We start from the raw sequence: 17483 nt of genomic DNA on the forward strand, positions 1-17483 counted from the left end.
CCGGACGGACGGAGCGGCCGAAGATAAACCCGCGCGGCGAGCGCGATTCACCCGACCGGAACCCGTAAAGCCGGCCCGCGCCGAGTCCGGTCGTGGAGGAAACCGTCGAGTGGCTGCGCTCGCGGCCCTACTACGAGGGGCAGGTGACGGACCACCGGGTCCTGCCGGGCCGCGCGGCGTCGTTCGCGGAGGTGGACCTCGAACCGCGACTGGCCGGCGCGCTCGCAGACGAGGGCGTCGAGCGCCTCTACCGCCACCAGGCCGAGGCGGTGGAGGCGGTCAGGGAGGGGGAGAACGTCGTCCTCGCCACCCGGACCGCGAGCGGGAAGAGCCTCGCGTACACCGTCCCCGCGTTCGAGAACGCGATGGACCACGGCGGGCGGACGCTGTACGTCGCCCCGCAGAACGCGCTCATCGCCGACCAGGAGGAGACGCTCTCCGAACTGGCCCGCGGGCTGGGGTTCGGCTCGCGCGTCTCCGTCGCGCAGTACACCGGCCGGTCGAGCGACGCCGAGAAGCGGAACGTGCGCGACGCCCGGCCGACCGTCCTGTTGTCGAACCCGGACATGGTCCACTACGCGCTGCTGCCGTGGGCGTACAAGCACTGGGAGTGGTTCTTCTCGTCGCTGGAACTGGTCGTCGTCGACGAGGTGCACGACTACCGCGGCGTGTTCGGCAGCCACGTCGCGCTGACGATGCGCCGCCTCGACCGAATCTGCGAGCGCTACGGCGCGGACCCGCAGTTCGTCTGCTGTTCGGCCACCATCGGCAACCCGGTCGAACACGCCGCACGGGTGACCGGGAAGCCGTCCGAGTCGTTCGCGCTCGTCGACGAGGACACCTCGGGACGCGGACCGCGCCACTGGGTGCTGTGGAACCCGCCGGAGTACACCGGGTCGGCCGCCGAACGGCAGACGGGGCGGCGGCGCTCCAGCCACACCGAGACGAAGCGGCTGTTCTGCGACCTGGTGAGTCGCGGCTACCAGACGCTCGTGTTCACTCGCGCCCGACAGGCGGCGGAGCGGTACGCGAGCGACTCCGCGTCGGCCCTGCGCGAGCGAGGGGAGCGCGACCTCGCGGGGGCGGTCGAGGCGTACCAGGCGTCGCTGACCGACGAGCGGCGGCGCGAGATCGAGGCTGGTCTCCACGAGGGCGACGTGCGCGGCGTCTGGTCGACGAGCGCACTCGAACTCGGCGTGGACGTGGGCGGTCTCGACGCGGTGCTGCTCGACGGCTACCCCGGGACGCGGATGTCGACGTTCCAGCGGGCCGGCCGCGCCGGCCGCGGCGACGACCCCGCGCTCGTGGTCCTCGTCGGCGGCGAGGACCAACTCGACCAGTACCTCCTCGCCACCCCCGACGACCTGTTCGCGGGCGACCCCGAGCGGGCGATGGTCGACCCGGAGAACGCCGAACTCCTCCCCGACCACGTGGCGTGCGCGGCCGACGAGAACTGGCTTTCGCGTGACGACGAGCGCCACTTCGGCGACTCGTTCCCGGACGTCGTCGCGTCGCTGACGCGCCAGGGGAGGCTCGACCGACGCGACACCGACCGGGGCACCCGGTGGCTGTACGACGGGGGCGGCAGCGCCCAGCACTCCATGAGCCTCCGGACTATCGGCGACAGAGAGGTCGACCTGTTCGACGCCCGCTCGAACGACCGCGTCGCCTCGCTGTCGTTCGCGGACGCGCTCCGGGACGCCCACCCCGGCGCGATATACCACCACCAGGGACAGCGCTACGAGGTCACCGACCTGAACCTGGACCGCGACGTCGCCCGCCTCCAGCCCACGTGGGCGGACTACTACACCCGGGTGCTCACCGACAAGGACGTGACGGTGAACGAGGACATCGAGCGTCGACCGCTCGACGCCCGTCCCGACACCGCCGTCCGGTTCGCGGACGTGACCATCACGGAGCGGGTGACCGGGTTCGAGCGGAGAGACGCGTCGACCGGCGAGACGCTGGGGTCGGCAGCGGTCGACCTCCCCGAGACGGAGTTGCGGACGCGCGCGTTCTACTACACCGTGCCCGCCGACGTGGAACGCGAGATGCGCGCCATCGGGGGGGAGTACGGCTTCGACGGCGGCATCCACGCGGCCGAACACGGCTCCATCTCGCTCATGCCACTGGACCTGCTGTGCGACCGGGCTGACGTCGGCGGCGTCTCGACGCCGTTTCACCCCCACACCGGGCAGTCGACGGTGTTCGTCTACGACGGCTACCCCGGCGGCGTCGGGCTGACCCGGGAGTCGTATCGCACCGTCGACGACCTGCTCGCGCGGACCGCCCGGCTGATAGCGCGGTGCGACTGCGCGGGCGGCTGTCCGGCCTGCGTCCAGTCGCCCCACTGCGGCAACGCCAACGACCCGCTGTCGAAACCGGAGGCCGTGACGCTGCTCAACGCGCTCGCTGGAACCGCCGAGTCGGTTCCGGACCCGGCGACGGGGACGAACCGGAGCGGGTGAGCGAGGCGGGTCCGTTCGCGGCGGGACCGCCGTCGGCCCGAGGCGGTCCGTACTCCGAGCACGCTCGCCGCCGCCTGGCGGTGCGGTCAGAGGAGGCTGAGGAGCACGCCGACGGCCACGAGCAGGAAGATGAACAGTACACCGAGGAGGAAGAACAGGTCTCCGCCGTCCATACCCTTCGAGTGTTCGGGCAGTCGTGAAAAGCGTTCCCCGTCGAGGGCGGTCGCTCGGGGGCGAGTCGGTCACGGGGACGCCGCGTCGAAAAGCGCCCGCCTGTGGTAACGGACGCTCTCGGCCGGGTGACGGCCGAGTCAGCCGGAATGCGCGCGATTCGCACCTGTGGTAACTCTGGTGACCGGTACGAACCGCATCCGGCACGAGTGGGTGACGAGATATATGTGTGGCGGCCGGTTCGGACGCGCCGACGCCCGGCGCGGCGTATCAGCCCTGCGCCGGCTTCACCCGGTCGGCGAACTTCTCGCGCACCTTCCGTATCTTCGGGTCCGCGTTGAACTGGCAGTACTGGTCGGCCGGGTTCTTCTCGTAGTAGTCCTGGTGGTACTCCTCGGCCTCGTAGAACGTCTCCAGCGGTTCGACTTCGGTCACGACGTCGTCGTCGTACGTCCCCTCCGCGGTCAGTTCCTCGATGAACGCCTCGGCGGTCGCTCGCTGGTCCTCGTCGTGGTAGAGGACGATGGAGCGGTACTGGCTCCCCACGTCGGGCCCCTGCCGGTTCAACTGCGTCGGGTCGTGGACGGTGAAGAACACCCGGAGCAGGTCCGGGTACGCGATGACGTCCGGGTCGTACGTCACCTGGACGACCTCGGCGTGGCCGGTGGTGCCGCTGCACACCGCCTCGTACGTCGGGTTCTCGGCGTGACCGCCGGCGTAGCCGGACGTGACCGACGAGACGCCGTCGAGTTGTTTGAACGCCGCCTCGGTGCACCAGAAACACCCGCCGCCGAACGTCGCCCGTTCGTGGTCGCTCATGTGAGAACGAACGGGCTTGCGCGGGATAAGGCTCACCGTCGACGGCCCCCGCGCTCCGGGCCGCGGCCGGCGAGTCGCGTCGCTCACGGTTCGTCGGGGACCGAAACCCGACGGCGACGGACGGGAGTGGATTATATCTGGTTCGGTTTCGGTCGAAACGCCGTTCCGAGCCGTGAGACGCCGAGTCAGGCAACAGCTAATATCTCATCCGACCATCGTACGTACATGATTCTACGGCTCGCGCCGGGAGTCACACAACCATGTTCACCGAATCACTCACGTACCTGAAAGACAGCGAAGACGTGTTCAAGACCGTCTTCCTCGGCGGCGTACTGCTCATCCTCGGCTTCCTCATCGTCCCGACGGTGACGGTGGTCGGGTACTTCATGCGCGTCCTCCGCCGGACGAGCGCCGGTGACGAGTCGGCGCCCACGTTCGAGGACACGGACGACGTCGTCGAGATGACGAAGGAGGGGTTCCCCGGATTCGTCGTCGCGCTCGCGTACGGTATCGTCCCCGCCATCATCATGGCCGTCGTATTCGGCGGCGCCGTGTTCTCGTTCGTCCTCGGCGACGCGAGCGGGTCCGACGGGCTCATCGGCCTCGGGTTCGGTGCGCTCCTGCTCGGCGGGTTGCTGGGCTTCGTCCTCAGCCTCGTCGCCGCGTACATCATCCCCGCGGCGCTCGCCAACGTGGCCGAGCACGGGACAATCGGGTCGGGCTTCGCGTTCGGGACGCTCCGGCCCGTCCTGTTCTCGGGCACGTACGCGACCGGATGGCTCATCGCCCTCGGGGTGCTCGTCGTCGGCGGTATCATCGGCGGAGTGTTGAACGTGATTCCCGGCCTCGGGACGGTGCTGGGCGTCTTCGTCCAGTTCTACTTCCTCGTGGCCGCCTACTACGTCATCGGCACGACGTGGGGGCGCGCGACCGGCGTCCGCGAGAGCGAGGAGGAGACCCAGCCCAGCGAGCGTCCCACCGTCTGAGTGTAGACGCGCTCACGGTCGGCGCGTACCCCGTTTTCTCGGCGAGTTCGGTCCCCCCCAGTTCGGACGTCCGTCCAGTCGGTCCAGCGCCGTCCTCCTCTTGCGCGTTCTCTCGCACCGACCTGCGGTCGGTTACTCCGGTCGTCCGACGGCGACGACGCGGCGGGCGGTAGGGGCGCGAGCACCGTCGAGCGCGAGCGATAGATTCCGACCGGTTCCGATTGATTTCGTCCGGTTCCGGACGGCCAACAACTGGTGAATAGTGGTATCACAGTTCGGAGACATTGGACAGTAGTGGCTCCACCCCGTTCGCTCCAACAGATTCCGGCCGCGACGGGCGAGTTCGACCCGGTGAGTACTTTCCTCGCGGTGGCCCTCTTCGCCCTGTTCGCGTACAGCGCTCGGTACGCGTACCGCCGTTCCGTCGGAACGAGCGGGGTGAGCGGGTTCGCCTGGCTCGCCGGGTCGGTGTTCTGTCTCGTCGTCGTCGCCGGGTTCGCGCTGGCGTTCCTCCTCAACGCCGCCGTCGCCGTCGGACTGCTCTGAGCCGACCCCGACGCGCGACTCGCCGAGTCGCCGCCGCGATTCGGGACGCACCGGAACGACTCGTGGGTCGGTGCCCGACGTCCCTCGCACCGCGTCGATGCTCACCAGAACAGCGTCGTCGTCGGCGAGACGTCCGCTCGACCGTCGCGCCTCCGGCGACGGCGGGGAGCCGACCCGTCGCGTCCGACGGCGACACGGCATCGACAACGATAGCGGAAAGTCGGCCGGGAGAGGCGGATGAATCCACGGCTCTCGCTACCAGTCCGTGTGGCGTGAGCCGGCGCGGACCCCGTCTCGTGTGGGCGCGTCCGACTCCGTCGGAGAGACGAGTTACCGTCCGCGACGCGACGGTAGGCCGAGTCAGTCGGGCCACGTTCCGAGGTAACGGAGCCGTTCGTTCACGAGTTCGAACTCGGGCCGCCGGTCGAAGAACCGGCGGATAGAGCGAGGGGTCACTTCGCAGTTCGAAACGGAGGTGTCGGGACGGCGTTTGTGCCTGAACTCGAACGGGTCACCGCGCCGCGTCGCGACGTACTGGTAGAACCACCCGTCGGCCGTCTCGAACGACAGGACGTACTTCGACGGAACCGGGTCCCTCCGCGCGTCCTCGAAGACGTCGTACCCGACGACTCGCTTGCGACCGCGTCCCATACGACGCGCCCGCGGTCGGGCGATATAGATAGTGACAGCGTACAGTGGTTATCGCCCGACTAGACTGCGTCGTCGGAGAGGGGCGGTCACGGACGGGTCCGCGGCCAGACCGGCCGAACCGGTAGAGAGTCGACTACTCCGTGAACGCGCCCGCGACCAGCAGCGGGAAGACGAGCGTCGCCTCGGCCTCGACCTGCGTGTAGTTCCGGTCCTCCTCCTTGATCTTCCCCCACGACACCGCTTCGTTCGGCGGCGCACCCGACAGCGACCCGTCGCCCTCCATCCCCGTCGAGATGTAGACGGCGTAGTCCGCGCCGCCGCGGAACAGGTTCGTCATGATGGCGTGGTGTTTGGGGACGCCGCCGCCGACGGCGATGAGACCGGTGGTGTCCGCGAGCAGCCCGTTCTCGATGAGCGCGTCGTAGTCGTCGAGGATTTCGATGCCCACCTCCGAGTCGTACCCCTGCCGGTAGTAGTAGAGGAAGTTGCCCACCTCGGCGTCGGTGAGCGCCGGACAGAACACGGGCACGTCGTTGTCGGCCGCCTGCTTCAACACGCTGTCCTCGTCGTCGAGCGTCGCGCCGAGTTCGCGCGCGAACGCCGTCGGCGTCCGGGTCTTCTCCTCGGCGAAGAAGTCGTCGAAGAAGTCGTAGAGGTACTCCTCGAGCCAGACGTACCGGTCGGAGGGGACGAAGATGTTGCCGAGGCGGTTGATGCCCCGCTCGCGGAGCGCGGACTCGTCGGCGTTCCACTCGCCCATCTTGAACGGTTTCGCGGTCTTGATGACGTCCTCGGTCAGCGACCCCGCGGTCGTGATGAGCACGTCCACGTACCCCTCGCGCACCAGGTACGCCACGGTCTCTCTGAGTCCGGAGGAGACGATGTTCGACGTGAACGTGAGGTACACCGTCGCGTCCGCCTCCCGCATCTGCGTCGCGATGTCGACCGCCTCGGCCAGTTGCGTCGCCTGGAACCCGGTCGTCGCGTACGAGTCCAGCAGTTCGGCGAAGTCGAACTCCCCGCGGAAGTCGTAGCCGCGGACGTCGGGCGTCCCCAGTTCCTCCTCGCTCCCGGGAACGACGTGGTCCCGGGTGTCCTCGTCGGTCATGCCTCTCGTAGCGCGCTACGGGGTTTGAATCACACGATGTGGCGCGCGACGGGTTCGAACGCGCCGGCGGTTCCGGGTTCACGGACGGCCGGTCGTGCGGAGCGAGTCCCCGCGTTCCCCCACGTTTCATTACCGACGGTGGGAACATCGACGGCGTGGACCGACGCCACTACCTGGCGCTCGCGGGGAGCGCCATCCTCGCCGGCTGTTCGAGCGAGGAGGACTCGGGGGACCAGCGGGGGACCGACGCCGGAACGGACGCGTCGACCGGGGCGGGGGACGGTGCGACCGAGCGGCCGCCGCCGAGCGAAACGCCCACTTCGGACCGGGGCACGGCGACGCCGATTCCCGACGGCGGGTTCGGACCCGAGACGTTCTCCGGGAGCGGCGCCGGGGACACCGACGCGTTCGGTCTCGCGGCGGCTCCCCTCGTCGCGGAGTACAGCTACGAGGGCGAGGCGGACTTCTCGATGCACCTCGTCGCCGCCGGGGGGAACGACGGCGACGTAGCGGTCCCCGTCGCGAGGGCACAGGGCAGCGTCGCGGGGTCCGGCATCGCCAACGTGACCGCGCCCGGAACGTTCGCACTGCGCGTCGAGGCCGGCGACGGCGCGACCTGGGAGGTGACGCTCGAACAGACCGTCGTCCGCGCGGCGGAGTCGCTCCCCGTCGACGCGAGCGGGACGGGACCGACGTACCTCGGCCCGTTCAGGTTCGACGACGAGATGGCGTTCCGGGGCACCCACGCGGGCGAGGGGTACTTCGTGGTCGAGACGGTGCTCCTCGACTCGATGGGTACCGGCCCGACGGTGTTCGACGAGACGGGCGCGTTCGAGGGGTCGGCGACCGTGCGGCCGGACGGCCCGGGGTACCTGAACGTGATGGCGGACGGGGAGTGGACGCTGTCGAGCGGCTAAGTGTCGGGTCGGGGGTTCGGTGCGTCGTAAGTCGGTGGTCGAACGAGTCTGTGCGCCAATATACGTCGTCGCCGAGACGCCCGTCACGCTCGTCGACGGCGTCTCGGAATCGTCGGACGCGGCGAGACGACCCACTGCCGCTTCGCGCGGGACTAGAACCCTTCGCCGACTCGGTGGAGAGCATCCGTCACGCACGCGACAGCGAGGGCGACGAGAGCGGCACCGGTGAGCAGGAACGTGAGAATCGGCCGGCCGGCCGGCATGTCCGCGACGGTTCCGACGAGTCCCCTGGCGGTGATGGTCATACGACCTGGACTGGTGATTCGTCTCACATAACCCTGCGGACCAACTCATCACTGTTGATAGCTGGGACCGCTGCTGTCAGTTATCCGTGGTTAGTGATGTGCGCGTCGGGGCCCCACGTCACATCTCACCCCCAACAGAAGTTCGTCGGATATCGCCCCTCATTCATCGGACATCGCACCATTATGGGGGAGCCGACGAGGGGGGTGACTCTCCGGGGCGACGTACGTGTTCGAGCGGACCGACGGAAACTGGAACCAACGAGCGACGCTCGCCGCTGCCGACGCGACGAGAGGGGATTCCTTCGGCTGGTCGGTGGCGATTTACGGTGCCGGCGACACGGTCGCCGTCGGGGCGCTGGCCAGCGACATCGATGTGGGGGATGATTCCGGATCGGTGTACGTGTTCAATCGAACCGACCAAACGTCGACCCAAGGCGAGAGTCGTCGCCAACGACTCATCAGCCGACGGCTTCTTCGGTCGGTCGGTAGCAGTTCCCGACTCCGGTGACGTGACCCTCGTCGGGGCCCCGGGAGACAACAATGTGGGACGCTTCTCCGGATCGGTGTACGTGTTCGGGAGGTAACCGGGTAGAGCCAGTTCGCTCTCCCGGAGAGCGTTGCCTCCGAGCACGATAGCCTACGATCCGGCGCCGAAACTCCGACGACGTGAGCGCCGAACCGAACAGAGCCGAGGGCGGGATTCGAACCCGCGAAGTCTCGATTACAAGTCGAGTGCATGCACCGCCCATGCTCCCTCGGCGCGGCTTACCGTTCCGCGTCCTCCCTTGAATCGGTGTCGCTTTGCCCGCCGTCGAGCGGTTTCTCCACCTCGACGCGGTGGGGGTCGTACCCCGCCCGCTCGTAGAACCGGCGGGCGTCCGCGTTGTCGGCCATGACCTCCAGCGACACCACGTCCGCGCCCGTCGCCGCCAGCGCCGCCTCCGCGGCCACGAGCAGGCGACCGCCGACCCCCCGGTCGCGGTACGCCGGGTCGACGTAGATGTTGTGGACGCTCCCCCGGTCGGCGTCCTGCTCGTAGCTCCCCGTCTCGGGGGCGAACATGACGAATCCGACCACGTCGCCGTCGGGGGTGCGCGCGACCAGCAGTCCGCCGGCGACGGCGTGGCGGGTGGCGGCGTCGCGGGCGACGGCGCGGTTCGCGTCGGCGCGGAGGTGCGAGCCGTGCGCCCGCTGGCCGGCCGCGAGGTCGACCCACAGCTCGGCGACCCGCTCCGCGTCCTCGGCCGTCGCGTCCTCGACGACGATGTCGTCGCTGTCGTCCATCGGGGTCCCCGAGGCGGCCACGTGGCTTGGGCGTTCCGACGCGACGGCTCCCTCGCCGGCGTGCGGCGGTCCTGTCACGGAGACCGAACCCGTCGCGGCGTGAGCGAACATTTAACTACGCGAGGGGACCCCGAAAACGTGAGAACGAATCACAATGGGTATCAGCGAAACCTACTCGCGCGGGCGGCAGTTCGCCATCGAGCGCCCGTTCGCGCTCGCAGCCGCGCTCGTCTGCGTGGTACTCCTCTTCGACCTCCTGCGGCAGCTCTCGACCGGCGACCTCGCGCTCGCGCGGCTCGCGACCTTCCTCTGGGACGGGCTCGTCGTCGGCCTCTCCATCGGTCTGGCGGGCGTCGGCCTGTCGATGACGTACAGCATCCTCAACTTCGCCAACTTCGGTCACGGTGACTACGTGACGAGCGGCGCGTTCGTCGGCTGGTCGACGACGTGGCTCGTCGCCGGCGCGGGCCAGTTCGACCTCGCCACGCTGGCGTTTCTCGGCCAGCTATCGACCCGCAAACTCGGCGTCTCCATCGCCGGGACGCCGCTCGCCATCGTGGCGGGGGTCGTCGTCGCCGCCGCCTTCACCGTCGTCCTCTCGCTCGTCATCGACCGCCTCGTCTACAGGCCGATGCGCGACGAGGAGGGCATCTCGCTGCTCATCGCGTCCATCGGCGTCGCGCTCGCGCTCCGGTACGTCGTCTACATCGTCTGGAGCCAGCGGACCCGCGGGCTGACCGACGCCCAGTCGGTGCCCGCGTTCACCCTCCCCGTCGGGAGCGGCGCGGTCGAAATCGGCGGCCACCAGCTCACGCTGGTCGTCGTCGCGCTCGCGCTCATGGTCGGAGTCCACCTCCTCCTCCAGCGGACGAAACTGGGGAAGGCGATGCGCGCGATGGCCGACAACGAGGACCTCGCGCGCGTCACCGGCATCCCGACCGAGCGCGTCGTCCGGTTCACGTGGGTCATCGGCGGCGGGCTGGCGGGCGCGGCGGGCTTCCTCATCGCGCTCGAACGCGGGACGATGAACTTCCAGTTCGGCTGGCTTCTCTTACTGCTCATCTTCGCGGCGGTCATCCTCGGCGGCATCGGCTCGGTGTACGGGGCGATGTTCGGCGGCGTGGTAATGGGCGTCGCACAGAACCTCTCGCTGGTGTGGCTCCCGAGCGACCTCACCACGGTAGCGGCGTTCGGCGTGATGATATTCGTCCTGCTGTTCAAGCCGTCTGGACTGTTCTCGGGGGTGACGACGGCGTGAGCCGGACGGCCGACCGCGACGTCCCCGGGTGGACGCCGTACCGCGAGTGGTTCCGCGCCCGGTGGGCGGCCGGCGGCGTCGGCGCGTGGACGCTCGCGGTCGGTCACCTGCTCGTCGGACTGGCGCTCGTCGCTCTCGTCGTCGACTTCGACCTCGAATCGCTCCCGGTCGGTGGGAGCCTCATCGGCTTCCTCTACGTACTGCTCGTCGCGGGACTGCTCTACGTCGCCACCGCGCCCCCGGCGGAGCCGTACGTGGCGTGGCTCCGCGAGCGCTGGGTGGCGTCCGACCCCGACAAACTCGGCGTCGTCCTCGTCCACGTCGTCGTCGGCTTCTTCGTGTTCGCGGTGGCGCTCGACCTCCCGTTCAACGGGTTCGTCGGCGCGCTCGCGTCGGTGTTCTTCTTCTCGGCGGTGTACGCGATGATGGTGCTCGCGTTGAACCTCCACTGGGGGTACGCGGGCGTGTTCAACATCGGGGTCGCCGGGTTCATGGCCGTCGGTGTGTACACCATGGCCATCCTCTCGGCACCGGTAGACCCCGGAGCGGGGTCGGTCCCCGGTCTCGGCCTCCCGCTCCCGGTCGGCATCGTCGGCGGGATGCTCGCGGCCGCGCTCGTCGGATTGGTCGCCGCGCTCCCGGCGCTGCGCCTGCGCGCGGACTACTTCGCCATCGTCACCGTCGCGCTCTCTGAGATCATCCGTATCTCGCTGACCTCGCGCGGTCTCGCGGAGTTCACGGTGTTCGGTCGACCCACCGGCACGGGCGGCGCTGGGGGCATCTCGATGCCCGGGAACCCCGTCCGCCTGCTGTTCTACGAGAGCTTCGCGCCGGGCGCCGAGCCGGCGCGCCTGGGTGCGGTGCTGTTCCCGCTGTTCGCGGACCTCCGAGTCGAACTCGTCCCGCCGAACTCCTACTGGCTGGGCCTGGTCCCCCTCCCGGCGTTCACGCTCGACCTCGCGGTCCAACCGTCCGTCATCATCAACTGGGTGTACGTACTGGTCGTGCTCACCGCCGCCGTCGCGGTGTTCTACGCGCTGCTCGTGCGCGTCGGGAACTCGCCGTTCGGCCGCGTGCTGAAGGCCATCCGCGAGGACGAGGGCGTCGCGAAGGCGCTCGGGAAGGACACGCGGCGGTTCAAGATCGTCGCGTTCATGTTCGGCTGCGGGCTGATGGGGCTGGGCGGCATCCTCTGGCAGGGGAGCCAGGGGTTCACCAACCCGAGCGCGTTCCGCCCCATCCTCACGTTCTACGTCTGGGTCGCGCTCATCATCGGCGGCGCGGGGTCGAACACCGGGTCGGTGCTGGGGGGGGTACTGTTCGCCTCGCTCATCTGGGAAGGGCCGAACTACCTCCGGCGGGTCGTCCTCAACTCGGTCGAGTTCGCACAGACCCCGGCCACCTTCCCGGCGGCCGCCGGACCGCTGCTGGAGGGGCGCGTGCTCCCGATGCTCGCGTTCCTGCTCAACAACGTCTCGGCGCTCCGGTTCGTCCTCGTCGGCGTCGTCCTCGTCGTGTTGATGCAGAACCGGCCCGAGGGCCTGCTCGGTCACCGCAAGGAGGAGGCGGCGGCCGTGCCGCTCCGCCGCCGGAACCCGCCGACGGCCGGCGGCGACCCGGACGCGAGCGCGGTCGTCGACGGCGGTGCCGGAGGGGAGGGGACGAACGATGAGTGAGTCCGTCCCCGACCCGGCGTCGCCGGCCGACGAGAGCGAGCGTGACGCCGGGAGACAGGGTGACCCGGCGGCGCACCCGCTCGTCGTCGAGGACCTCCGGAAGACGTTCGGCGGCATCACCGCCGTCGACGGCGCGAGCTTCTTCGTCGAGGAGGGGACGCTCACGGGACTCATCGGCCCGAACGGCGCGGGCAAGTCGACGACGTTCAACTGCATCACGGGCGTCCACCGCCCCACGTCCGGGACGGTGTGGTTCCACGGCGAGGACGTCACCGGCATGGAGACGCACGAGATCGCCGAGCGGGGGCTGGTTCGGACGTTCCAGATCGCCCGCGAACTCGAGGAGATGACCGTCCTCGAGAACGTCATGCTCGCCCCGAAGGGACAGGTCGGCGAGCGGTTCTGGTACTCGGTGCTCCCGGGCCTCCGGAGCCGGGTGGTCGAACAGGAGCGGGAACTGGTCGAGCGGGCGTGGGAGCAACTGGAGTTCTTCGAGATCGCCCACCTCGCCGAGGAGTACGCGGGCAACCTCTCGGGCGGGCAGCGCAAACTGCTGGAGATGGCGCGCGCGCTCATGACCGACCCGGAGATGGTACTGCTCGACGAACCGCTCGCGGGCGTCAACCCGACGCTCGAGGAGAAACTGCTCGACCGCATCCACGAACTCCGCGAGCGGGGCAACACGTTCCTGCTCGTGGAACACGACATGGACGTCATCATGGAGAACTGCGAACACGTCATCGTCATGCACCAGGGCCAGGTGCTCGCCGAGGGGCCGCCCGCGGAGATTCGGACCAACGAGCGGGTCGTCGAGGCGTACCTCGGGGGGGAGGTCTGATGGCCGAGAGCGACGAGACGACGGCCGTCGACGCCGGAACCGACGACGCGAACCCGAACACCGGGAGCGACTCCGACGCCGACCCCGCCTCGCGCGGCGCGCGGACCGCCGCGGAGGCCGAACCGGTCGCCGACGCGCTGTTGCGGGTCCGCGACCTGGACGCGGGCTACGGTGACCTGCAGATTCTCACCGGCGTGGACCTCGACGTGGCCGACGGGGAGTACGTCACCGTCGTCGGTCCGAACGGCGCGGGCAAGTCCACCGTGATGAAGTCGGTGTTCGGGCTGACGACGTACATGGGCGGGAGCGTCGAGTTCGCGGGCGAACCCATCCACGGTCTCCCGCCGGAGGACATCATCCACCGGGGCATCGGGTTCGTCCCGCAGAACGACAACGTGTTCGAGAGCCTCTCGGTCCGCGAGAACCTCGAGATGGGCGCGTACATCCTCGACGAGGTGCCCGAAGACCGGATACGAGAGGTGTACGACCGCTTCCCCATCCTCGAAGAGCGGGCCGACCAGACGGCGGGTACCATGTCGGGAGGCCAGCGCCAGATGCTGGCGATGGGGCGCGCGCTGATGCTCGACCCCGACCTCCTGCTACTCGACGAACCGTCGGCGGGGCTCGCGCCGGACCTCGTCGCCGACATGTTCGACCGCATCGACCGCATCAACGGCGACGGGACCGCGGTGCTCATGGTCGAACAGAACGCGAAGGAGGCGCTCCGTCGGTGCGACCGCGGCTACGTCCTCGTGGCCGGCGAGAACGCGTACGTGGACACGGGGGAAGCGCTGCTGGGCGACGAACAGGTCCGCAAGGACTTCCTCGGCGGGTGAGGGCACCCGAATACGCCGAACTACGGATTACGCCAGCGCGTACCGGTCGTCGACCTTCTCGACGTGTCCGGTCGACCGGAGCGTCTTGACGATGCTGTACAGGGAGATGCGCTTCATCCCGAGGCCGTCACAGAGGTCCTGCTCCGTGACCGCGCCGTGCGTCGCGAGGTAGAGGTAGACCAGCTTTCCGCGCGGCGAGGTCACGTCGTCGGGGACGCGCGCCATCGCTCGCTCCGCGTCGGTCGCCGCGTCCACCGCCGTCTCGGGTCGTGTCTGTGCCTGCATCTTCGTACACGTCGCCACGACTTCGACACGTGTAAAAGCTTGGTACGACGATGGTCGAAACCGCTCGACGAGGCCCGAGCCGCCCGATTTCGCGTGTTCCGTCGACTCACCCGCCGAAGGGCGAACTCACGAACGGCGGACGGACGGGGGTCGTCTTCGACTCCTGACGCACTGAGAAGAGGTATCACGCGACGGAGGTGACGGGCGGCCGGGGACGCGACTGCGGCGCTCGGACCGGGAGACGACGCGACCGGTCGCGGCGGCGAGCGACGCGAGCGCCCGGGGGAGAGAGACCGGGAACGGGACGGAAGGGAGAGAAGAGAGTCGAACGAACTCTCGGGGTCGGACTCAGTACGACCGCGTCTTCGGCTCGTACTCCTTCTCCTCGCCCTGGAGGACGACCGGCTTGTACCAGAGTTCCGGCGTGCCGTCGTTCCACGACAGCATCGTGTGTTTCAGCCAGTCCTCGTCGCGCCGCTCTTGGAACTCCGCGCGCCAGTGCGCGCCGCGGAACTCGTCGCGCGCCAGCGCACCCAGCGTGATGGCCTCGGCCAGGTCGAGGACGTTCCGGGTCTCGATGGTGTGGATGAGGTCCGTGTTGAACGTCCGCGAGGGGTCCTTGACGAAGGCGTCGCGGTACGCCTCGCGCGCCTCGCGGATGTCGCGCAGCGCCTGCTTCAGGCCCGCCTCCTCGCGGAAGACGTTGACGTTGCGCGTCATCGACTTCTGCACCCGGCTCCTGATCTCGGCGTGCTGGACGCCGTCGTCCTTCTCCATCAGCCGCTGGATGCGTGCCCGCTGGCGTTCGACCGAACGCTCGACCAGGTCGGTCGGGGTCCCGGTCCCGGCGTCCGTGGCGACGCCCCCGTCGGCCGCCCGCTCGCCGCCACCGTCGGCCACGGCGTCGCCGGCCGGCCGTACCTCGCCGGGTTCGACGGGCGTGTCCACGGTGCCCAGTTCGTACTCGCCGCGCTGTCCCGTCGTGATCTCGGCATCGCCGAGGTCACGTCCGGCGGCGTGGTGGCCGGCGCGGGCGCCGAAGACGATGAGCTCCGGCAGGGCGTTCCCGCCGAGGCGGTTCGCGCCGTGGACCGAGGCGCACGCGCACTCGCCGGCCGCGTACAGGCCGGCGATGCACGTCTCCCCGTTCTCGTCCGTCTCGACGCCGCCCATCGCGTAGTGCTGGCCGGGTTTGACCGGCATCGGCGCCTCCAGCGGGTCGACCCCCTCGAAGTCCTCCGAGAGGTGGACGATGTTCTCTAACCTATCGAGGATGCGCTCCTCGCCGAGGTGGCGCATGTCGAGGTGGACGTACTCGTCGTCGATGCCGCGTCCCTCGTTCACCTCGGTGAGTTCCGCGCGCGCGACCACGTCGCGCGAGGCGAGTTCGCCGTCGTTGCTCGCGTAGCCGTACTCGAACATGAACCGCTCGCCCTCGCGGTTGTAGAGGATGCCCCCCTCGCCGCGGACCCCCTCCGTGATGAGCACCCCGGTGCTCGGGAGCGTCGTCGGGTGGAACTGGACGAACTCCATGTCCTCCATCGGGACGCCCGCGCGGTAGGCCATCGCGACGCCGTCGCCGGTGTTCGCGACCGCGTTCGTGGTGTGGTCGTACACCTGTCCCGGGCCACCGGTGGCGAGGATGACGCCGTTGCGCGCGCGGAACCCCGACACCTCGCCCGTCTGGACGTCGTAGGCCGTGACGCCGTGACACGTCCGGTCCTCGGGTCGCTCCTCGTCGGAGACGGCGAGGTCGAGCACGTGCCACTCGTCGTACACCTCGATACCGCGCTTGACCAACTGTTCGTACATCGTGTGGAGCAGTTGGTGACCCGTCTCCGCGCCGGCGTAGGTGGTCCGCGGGAACGACAGCCCGCCGAAGGGCCGCTGGGAGACGCGGCCGTCGTCGTCGCGCGAGAACGCCATCCCCCAGTGTTCGAGTTGGATGGTCTCCTCGGGGGAGTCCTGACACAGCGTCTCGACCGCCGGAGCGTCGGCGAGGTAGTCGGACCCCTTCATCGTGTCGTACGCGTGGTCCTGCCAGGAGTCACCCTCCCGGAGCGCGGCGTTGATGCCGCCCTCCGCCGCGCCCGTGTGCGAGCGGACCGGGTGGAGTTTCGAGACGATGGCCACGTCCGCGCCTTCCTCCTGGGCCGCGATGGCCGCCCGGAGTCCCGCGCCGCCCGCGCCGACCACGATGACGTCGTGCTCGTAGATGCTCATCTTGAGGTTACGCTCGCTTGGGTGGGCCCCGACTTGAGACTTGCCACCTCTCCCCGCGCTTCGGTCGGATTTGGTCGCCGCGACCAGTAGGACGCGACCCGCGTCGGGAGGTGAGCAGTCCGGCGGAATCGACGAGGTCTCGGGAAGCAGGAGATCACGAGAACGGGAACAATCCCGGGGTTGAGGCCGTGCTACCAGAACTTGAGGTTGCTCTTGACCGCTTCCCGCTTCAGCTCCTGGATGTGTTCGGTGAGCGGGATGTCCTTCGGGCAGACGTTCGTACACGAGAACTGGGTCTGACACCGCCAGACGCCGTGTTCCTGTTCGACGACGTTGAGGCGATGCTGTTTCATGTCCTCGCCTTCGCGCTCGTCCATCGCGAAGCGGTACGCCTTGTTGATGGCCGCCGGACCGAGGAACTGGTTGTCGCCCGCGGCGATGTTACACGAGGAGGCGCACGCGCCACACCAGATACAGCGGGTGGACATCTTGACCTTCTCGCGGTTCTCCGGGGTCTGGCGCTGCTCTTCGAGTTCGTCGTCCGGGAGGTCGTTCGTCTGGAAGTACGGCTCGACCGCCTCCATCTGCTCGTAGAAGTGCTCCATGTCGACCACGAGGTCCTTGCGCACCTCCGAGTGGGGGAGCGGTTCGACCCGGACCGGTTGCTCGAGGTCGGACAACTGGGTCTTGCAGCCGAGCCGCTGGCTGCCGTTGACGAAGAACGCGTCCGACCCGCAGATGGCCTGCCGGCAGGAGTGGCGGAAAGTGAGCGAGGAGTCGAACGTGTCGCGGGCGTAGATGAGCGCGTCGAGTACCGTCATCCCGGGCGTGTACGGGACGTGGAAGTCGTCGAAGCGCGGCTCCATCTTCCCCTCCACCTCGGGGTCGTACCGGAACACCTTCAGGTGGTAGCTGTTCTCGTCCGACTCCGCGCGCTCCTCCGCCTCCTCCCGGGCGCGTTCCTCGCGGTCGGCGCGCCGCTCGGCCTTCTCGCGCATCCGCTCCTGCTGGGCGGCGGGGAGTTCCGCCGTCGCGTCGCCCGTCTCTGTCTCCGCCTCGGACTCGGATTCGCGTTCTGGTTCGGGTATCTGTGTGCTCATGGATTGAGTAGG

The 17483-nt window shown here is 69.1% G+C and carries 18 protein-coding genes, 1 tRNA gene and 1 pseudogene; 11 read left to right on the top strand and 9 right to left on the bottom strand.

Going from position 1 to position 17483, the window contains the following annotated elements; genetic code table 11:
* The first annotated feature begins 92 nt into the window (after positions 1 to 92).
* Together AC6RUA_RS02730 and AC6RUA_RS02735 are read left to right on the top strand one after the other, a co-directional pair.
* Positions 93 to 2468, top strand: a complete 2376-nt coding sequence (locus AC6RUA_RS02730; protein ID WP_499814413.1) for a DEAD/DEAH box helicase — start codon at positions 93 to 95, stop codon at positions 2466 to 2468.
* Positions 2465 to 2668 (top strand): hypothetical protein, encoded by a 204-nt coding sequence (locus tag AC6RUA_RS02735; protein WP_499814414.1) that lies wholly within the window; start codon positions 2465 to 2467, stop codon positions 2666 to 2668. Before AC6RUA_RS02730 ends, AC6RUA_RS02735 begins: the two co-directional genes overlap by 4 nt.
* 241 nt (positions 2669 to 2909) lie before the next feature.
* Here the strand turns inward: AC6RUA_RS02735 and msrA are convergent, their stop codons facing one another.
* Positions 2910 to 3458, bottom strand: coding sequence for a peptide-methionine (S)-S-oxide reductase MsrA (gene msrA / locus AC6RUA_RS02740; RefSeq protein WP_499814415.1), 549 nt, complete (start codon positions 3456 to 3458; stop codon positions 2910 to 2912).
* Between the two features lie 260 nt (positions 3459 to 3718).
* Here msrA and AC6RUA_RS02745 point away from each other — a divergent pair, with 260 nt between their 5' ends.
* Positions 3719 to 4444: a DUF4013 domain-containing protein gene (locus AC6RUA_RS02745; protein ID WP_499814416.1), complete on the top strand. Its 726-nt coding sequence runs from the start codon at positions 3719 to 3721 to the stop codon at positions 4442 to 4444.
* A 294-nt stretch (positions 4445 to 4738) separates the two neighbouring features.
* Complete coding sequence (locus AC6RUA_RS02750; RefSeq protein WP_499814417.1) at positions 4739 to 4990, top strand: hypothetical protein; 252 nt, start codon at positions 4739 to 4741, stop codon at positions 4988 to 4990.
* A 360-nt stretch (positions 4991 to 5350) separates the two neighbouring features.
* On the opposite strand, the gene AC6RUA_RS02755 is transcribed toward AC6RUA_RS02750, so the two are convergent.
* Both AC6RUA_RS02755 and AC6RUA_RS02760 read right to left on the bottom strand, forming a co-directional pair.
* Positions 5351 to 5641 (bottom strand): hypothetical protein, encoded by a 291-nt coding sequence (locus tag AC6RUA_RS02755; protein ID WP_499814418.1) that lies wholly within the window; start codon positions 5639 to 5641, stop codon positions 5351 to 5353.
* Positions 5642 to 5774: 133 nt separating this feature from the next.
* On the bottom strand, positions 5775 to 6749 hold the full coding sequence (locus AC6RUA_RS02760) for a deoxyhypusine synthase (protein WP_499814419.1): 975 nt from the start codon (positions 6747 to 6749) through the stop codon (positions 5775 to 5777).
* A 155-nt stretch (positions 6750 to 6904) separates the two neighbouring features.
* Here AC6RUA_RS02760 and AC6RUA_RS02765 point away from each other — a divergent pair, with 155 nt between their 5' ends.
* Positions 6905 to 7666: a hypothetical protein gene (locus tag AC6RUA_RS02765; protein WP_499814420.1), complete on the top strand. Its 762-nt coding sequence runs from the start codon at positions 6905 to 6907 to the stop codon at positions 7664 to 7666.
* Between the two features lie 152 nt (positions 7667 to 7818).
* On the opposite strand, the gene AC6RUA_RS02770 is transcribed toward AC6RUA_RS02765, so the two are convergent.
* Positions 7819 to 7971: a hypothetical protein gene (locus tag AC6RUA_RS02770; RefSeq protein WP_499814421.1), complete on the bottom strand. Its 153-nt coding sequence runs from the start codon at positions 7969 to 7971 to the stop codon at positions 7819 to 7821.
* A 226-nt stretch (positions 7972 to 8197) separates the two neighbouring features.
* Between AC6RUA_RS02770 and AC6RUA_RS02775 the strand changes: the two are divergent.
* Both AC6RUA_RS02775 and AC6RUA_RS02780 read left to right on the top strand, forming a co-directional pair.
* Positions 8198 to 8317: pseudogene (locus tag AC6RUA_RS02775) on the top strand (hypothetical protein); the annotation flags it as partial.
* Positions 8318 to 8351: 34 nt separating this feature from the next.
* A complete protein-coding gene (locus AC6RUA_RS02780) occupies positions 8352 to 8555 on the top strand; it encodes an FG-GAP repeat protein (protein WP_499814422.1) in 204 nt (67 codons plus the stop codon).
* 102 nt (positions 8556 to 8657) lie between these two features.
* Here AC6RUA_RS02780 and AC6RUA_RS02785 read toward each other — a convergent pair.
* A tRNA-Thr gene (locus AC6RUA_RS02785) sits at positions 8658 to 8731 on the bottom strand.
* A gap of 5 nt (positions 8732 to 8736) precedes the next feature.
* A complete protein-coding gene (locus AC6RUA_RS02790) occupies positions 8737 to 9255 on the bottom strand; it encodes a GNAT family N-acetyltransferase (RefSeq protein WP_499814423.1) in 519 nt (172 codons plus the stop codon).
* Positions 9256 to 9409: 154 nt separating this feature from the next.
* Between AC6RUA_RS02790 and AC6RUA_RS02795 the strand changes: the two genes are divergently transcribed.
* From AC6RUA_RS02795 to AC6RUA_RS02810, 4 genes are all read left to right on the top strand, one after another.
* Complete coding sequence (locus AC6RUA_RS02795; RefSeq protein WP_499814424.1) at positions 9410 to 10513, top strand: branched-chain amino acid ABC transporter permease; 1104 nt, start codon at positions 9410 to 9412, stop codon at positions 10511 to 10513.
* 254 nt (positions 10514 to 10767) lie between these two features.
* Positions 10768 to 12189, top strand: coding sequence for a branched-chain amino acid ABC transporter permease (locus AC6RUA_RS02800; RefSeq protein ID WP_499815384.1), 1422 nt, complete (start codon positions 10768 to 10770; stop codon positions 12187 to 12189).
* Positions 12182 to 13027, top strand: a complete 846-nt coding sequence (locus AC6RUA_RS02805; RefSeq protein ID WP_499814425.1) for an ABC transporter ATP-binding protein — start codon at positions 12182 to 12184, stop codon at positions 13025 to 13027. Before AC6RUA_RS02800 ends, AC6RUA_RS02805 begins: the two co-directional genes overlap by 8 nt.
* Positions 13027 to 13863: an ABC transporter ATP-binding protein gene (locus tag AC6RUA_RS02810; protein WP_499814426.1), complete on the top strand. Its 837-nt coding sequence runs from the start codon at positions 13027 to 13029 to the stop codon at positions 13861 to 13863. The genes AC6RUA_RS02805 and AC6RUA_RS02810 overlap by 1 nt, the downstream gene beginning before the upstream one ends.
* A gap of 27 nt (positions 13864 to 13890) precedes the next feature.
* On the opposite strand, the gene AC6RUA_RS02815 is transcribed toward AC6RUA_RS02810, so the two are convergent.
* From AC6RUA_RS02815 to AC6RUA_RS02825, 3 genes are all read right to left on the bottom strand, one after another.
* The gene (locus AC6RUA_RS02815) at positions 13891 to 14148 is read right to left on the bottom strand and encodes a TrmB family transcriptional regulator (protein ID WP_499814427.1); all 258 of its coding nucleotides are present in this window, start codon (positions 14146 to 14148) and stop codon (positions 13891 to 13893) included.
* Between the two features lie 348 nt (positions 14149 to 14496).
* On the bottom strand, positions 14497 to 16365 hold the full coding sequence (locus AC6RUA_RS02820) for an FAD-binding protein (protein ID WP_499815385.1): 1869 nt from the start codon (positions 16363 to 16365) through the stop codon (positions 14497 to 14499).
* A gap of 197 nt (positions 16366 to 16562) precedes the next feature.
* The gene (locus AC6RUA_RS02825; RefSeq protein ID WP_499814428.1) at positions 16563 to 17471 is read right to left on the bottom strand and encodes a succinate dehydrogenase/fumarate reductase iron-sulfur subunit; all 909 of its coding nucleotides are present in this window, start codon (positions 17469 to 17471) and stop codon (positions 16563 to 16565) included.
* Positions 17472 to 17483: the final 12 nt, after the last annotated feature.

This window comes from Halorarum sp. SLYT50 (assembly GCF_059821265.1).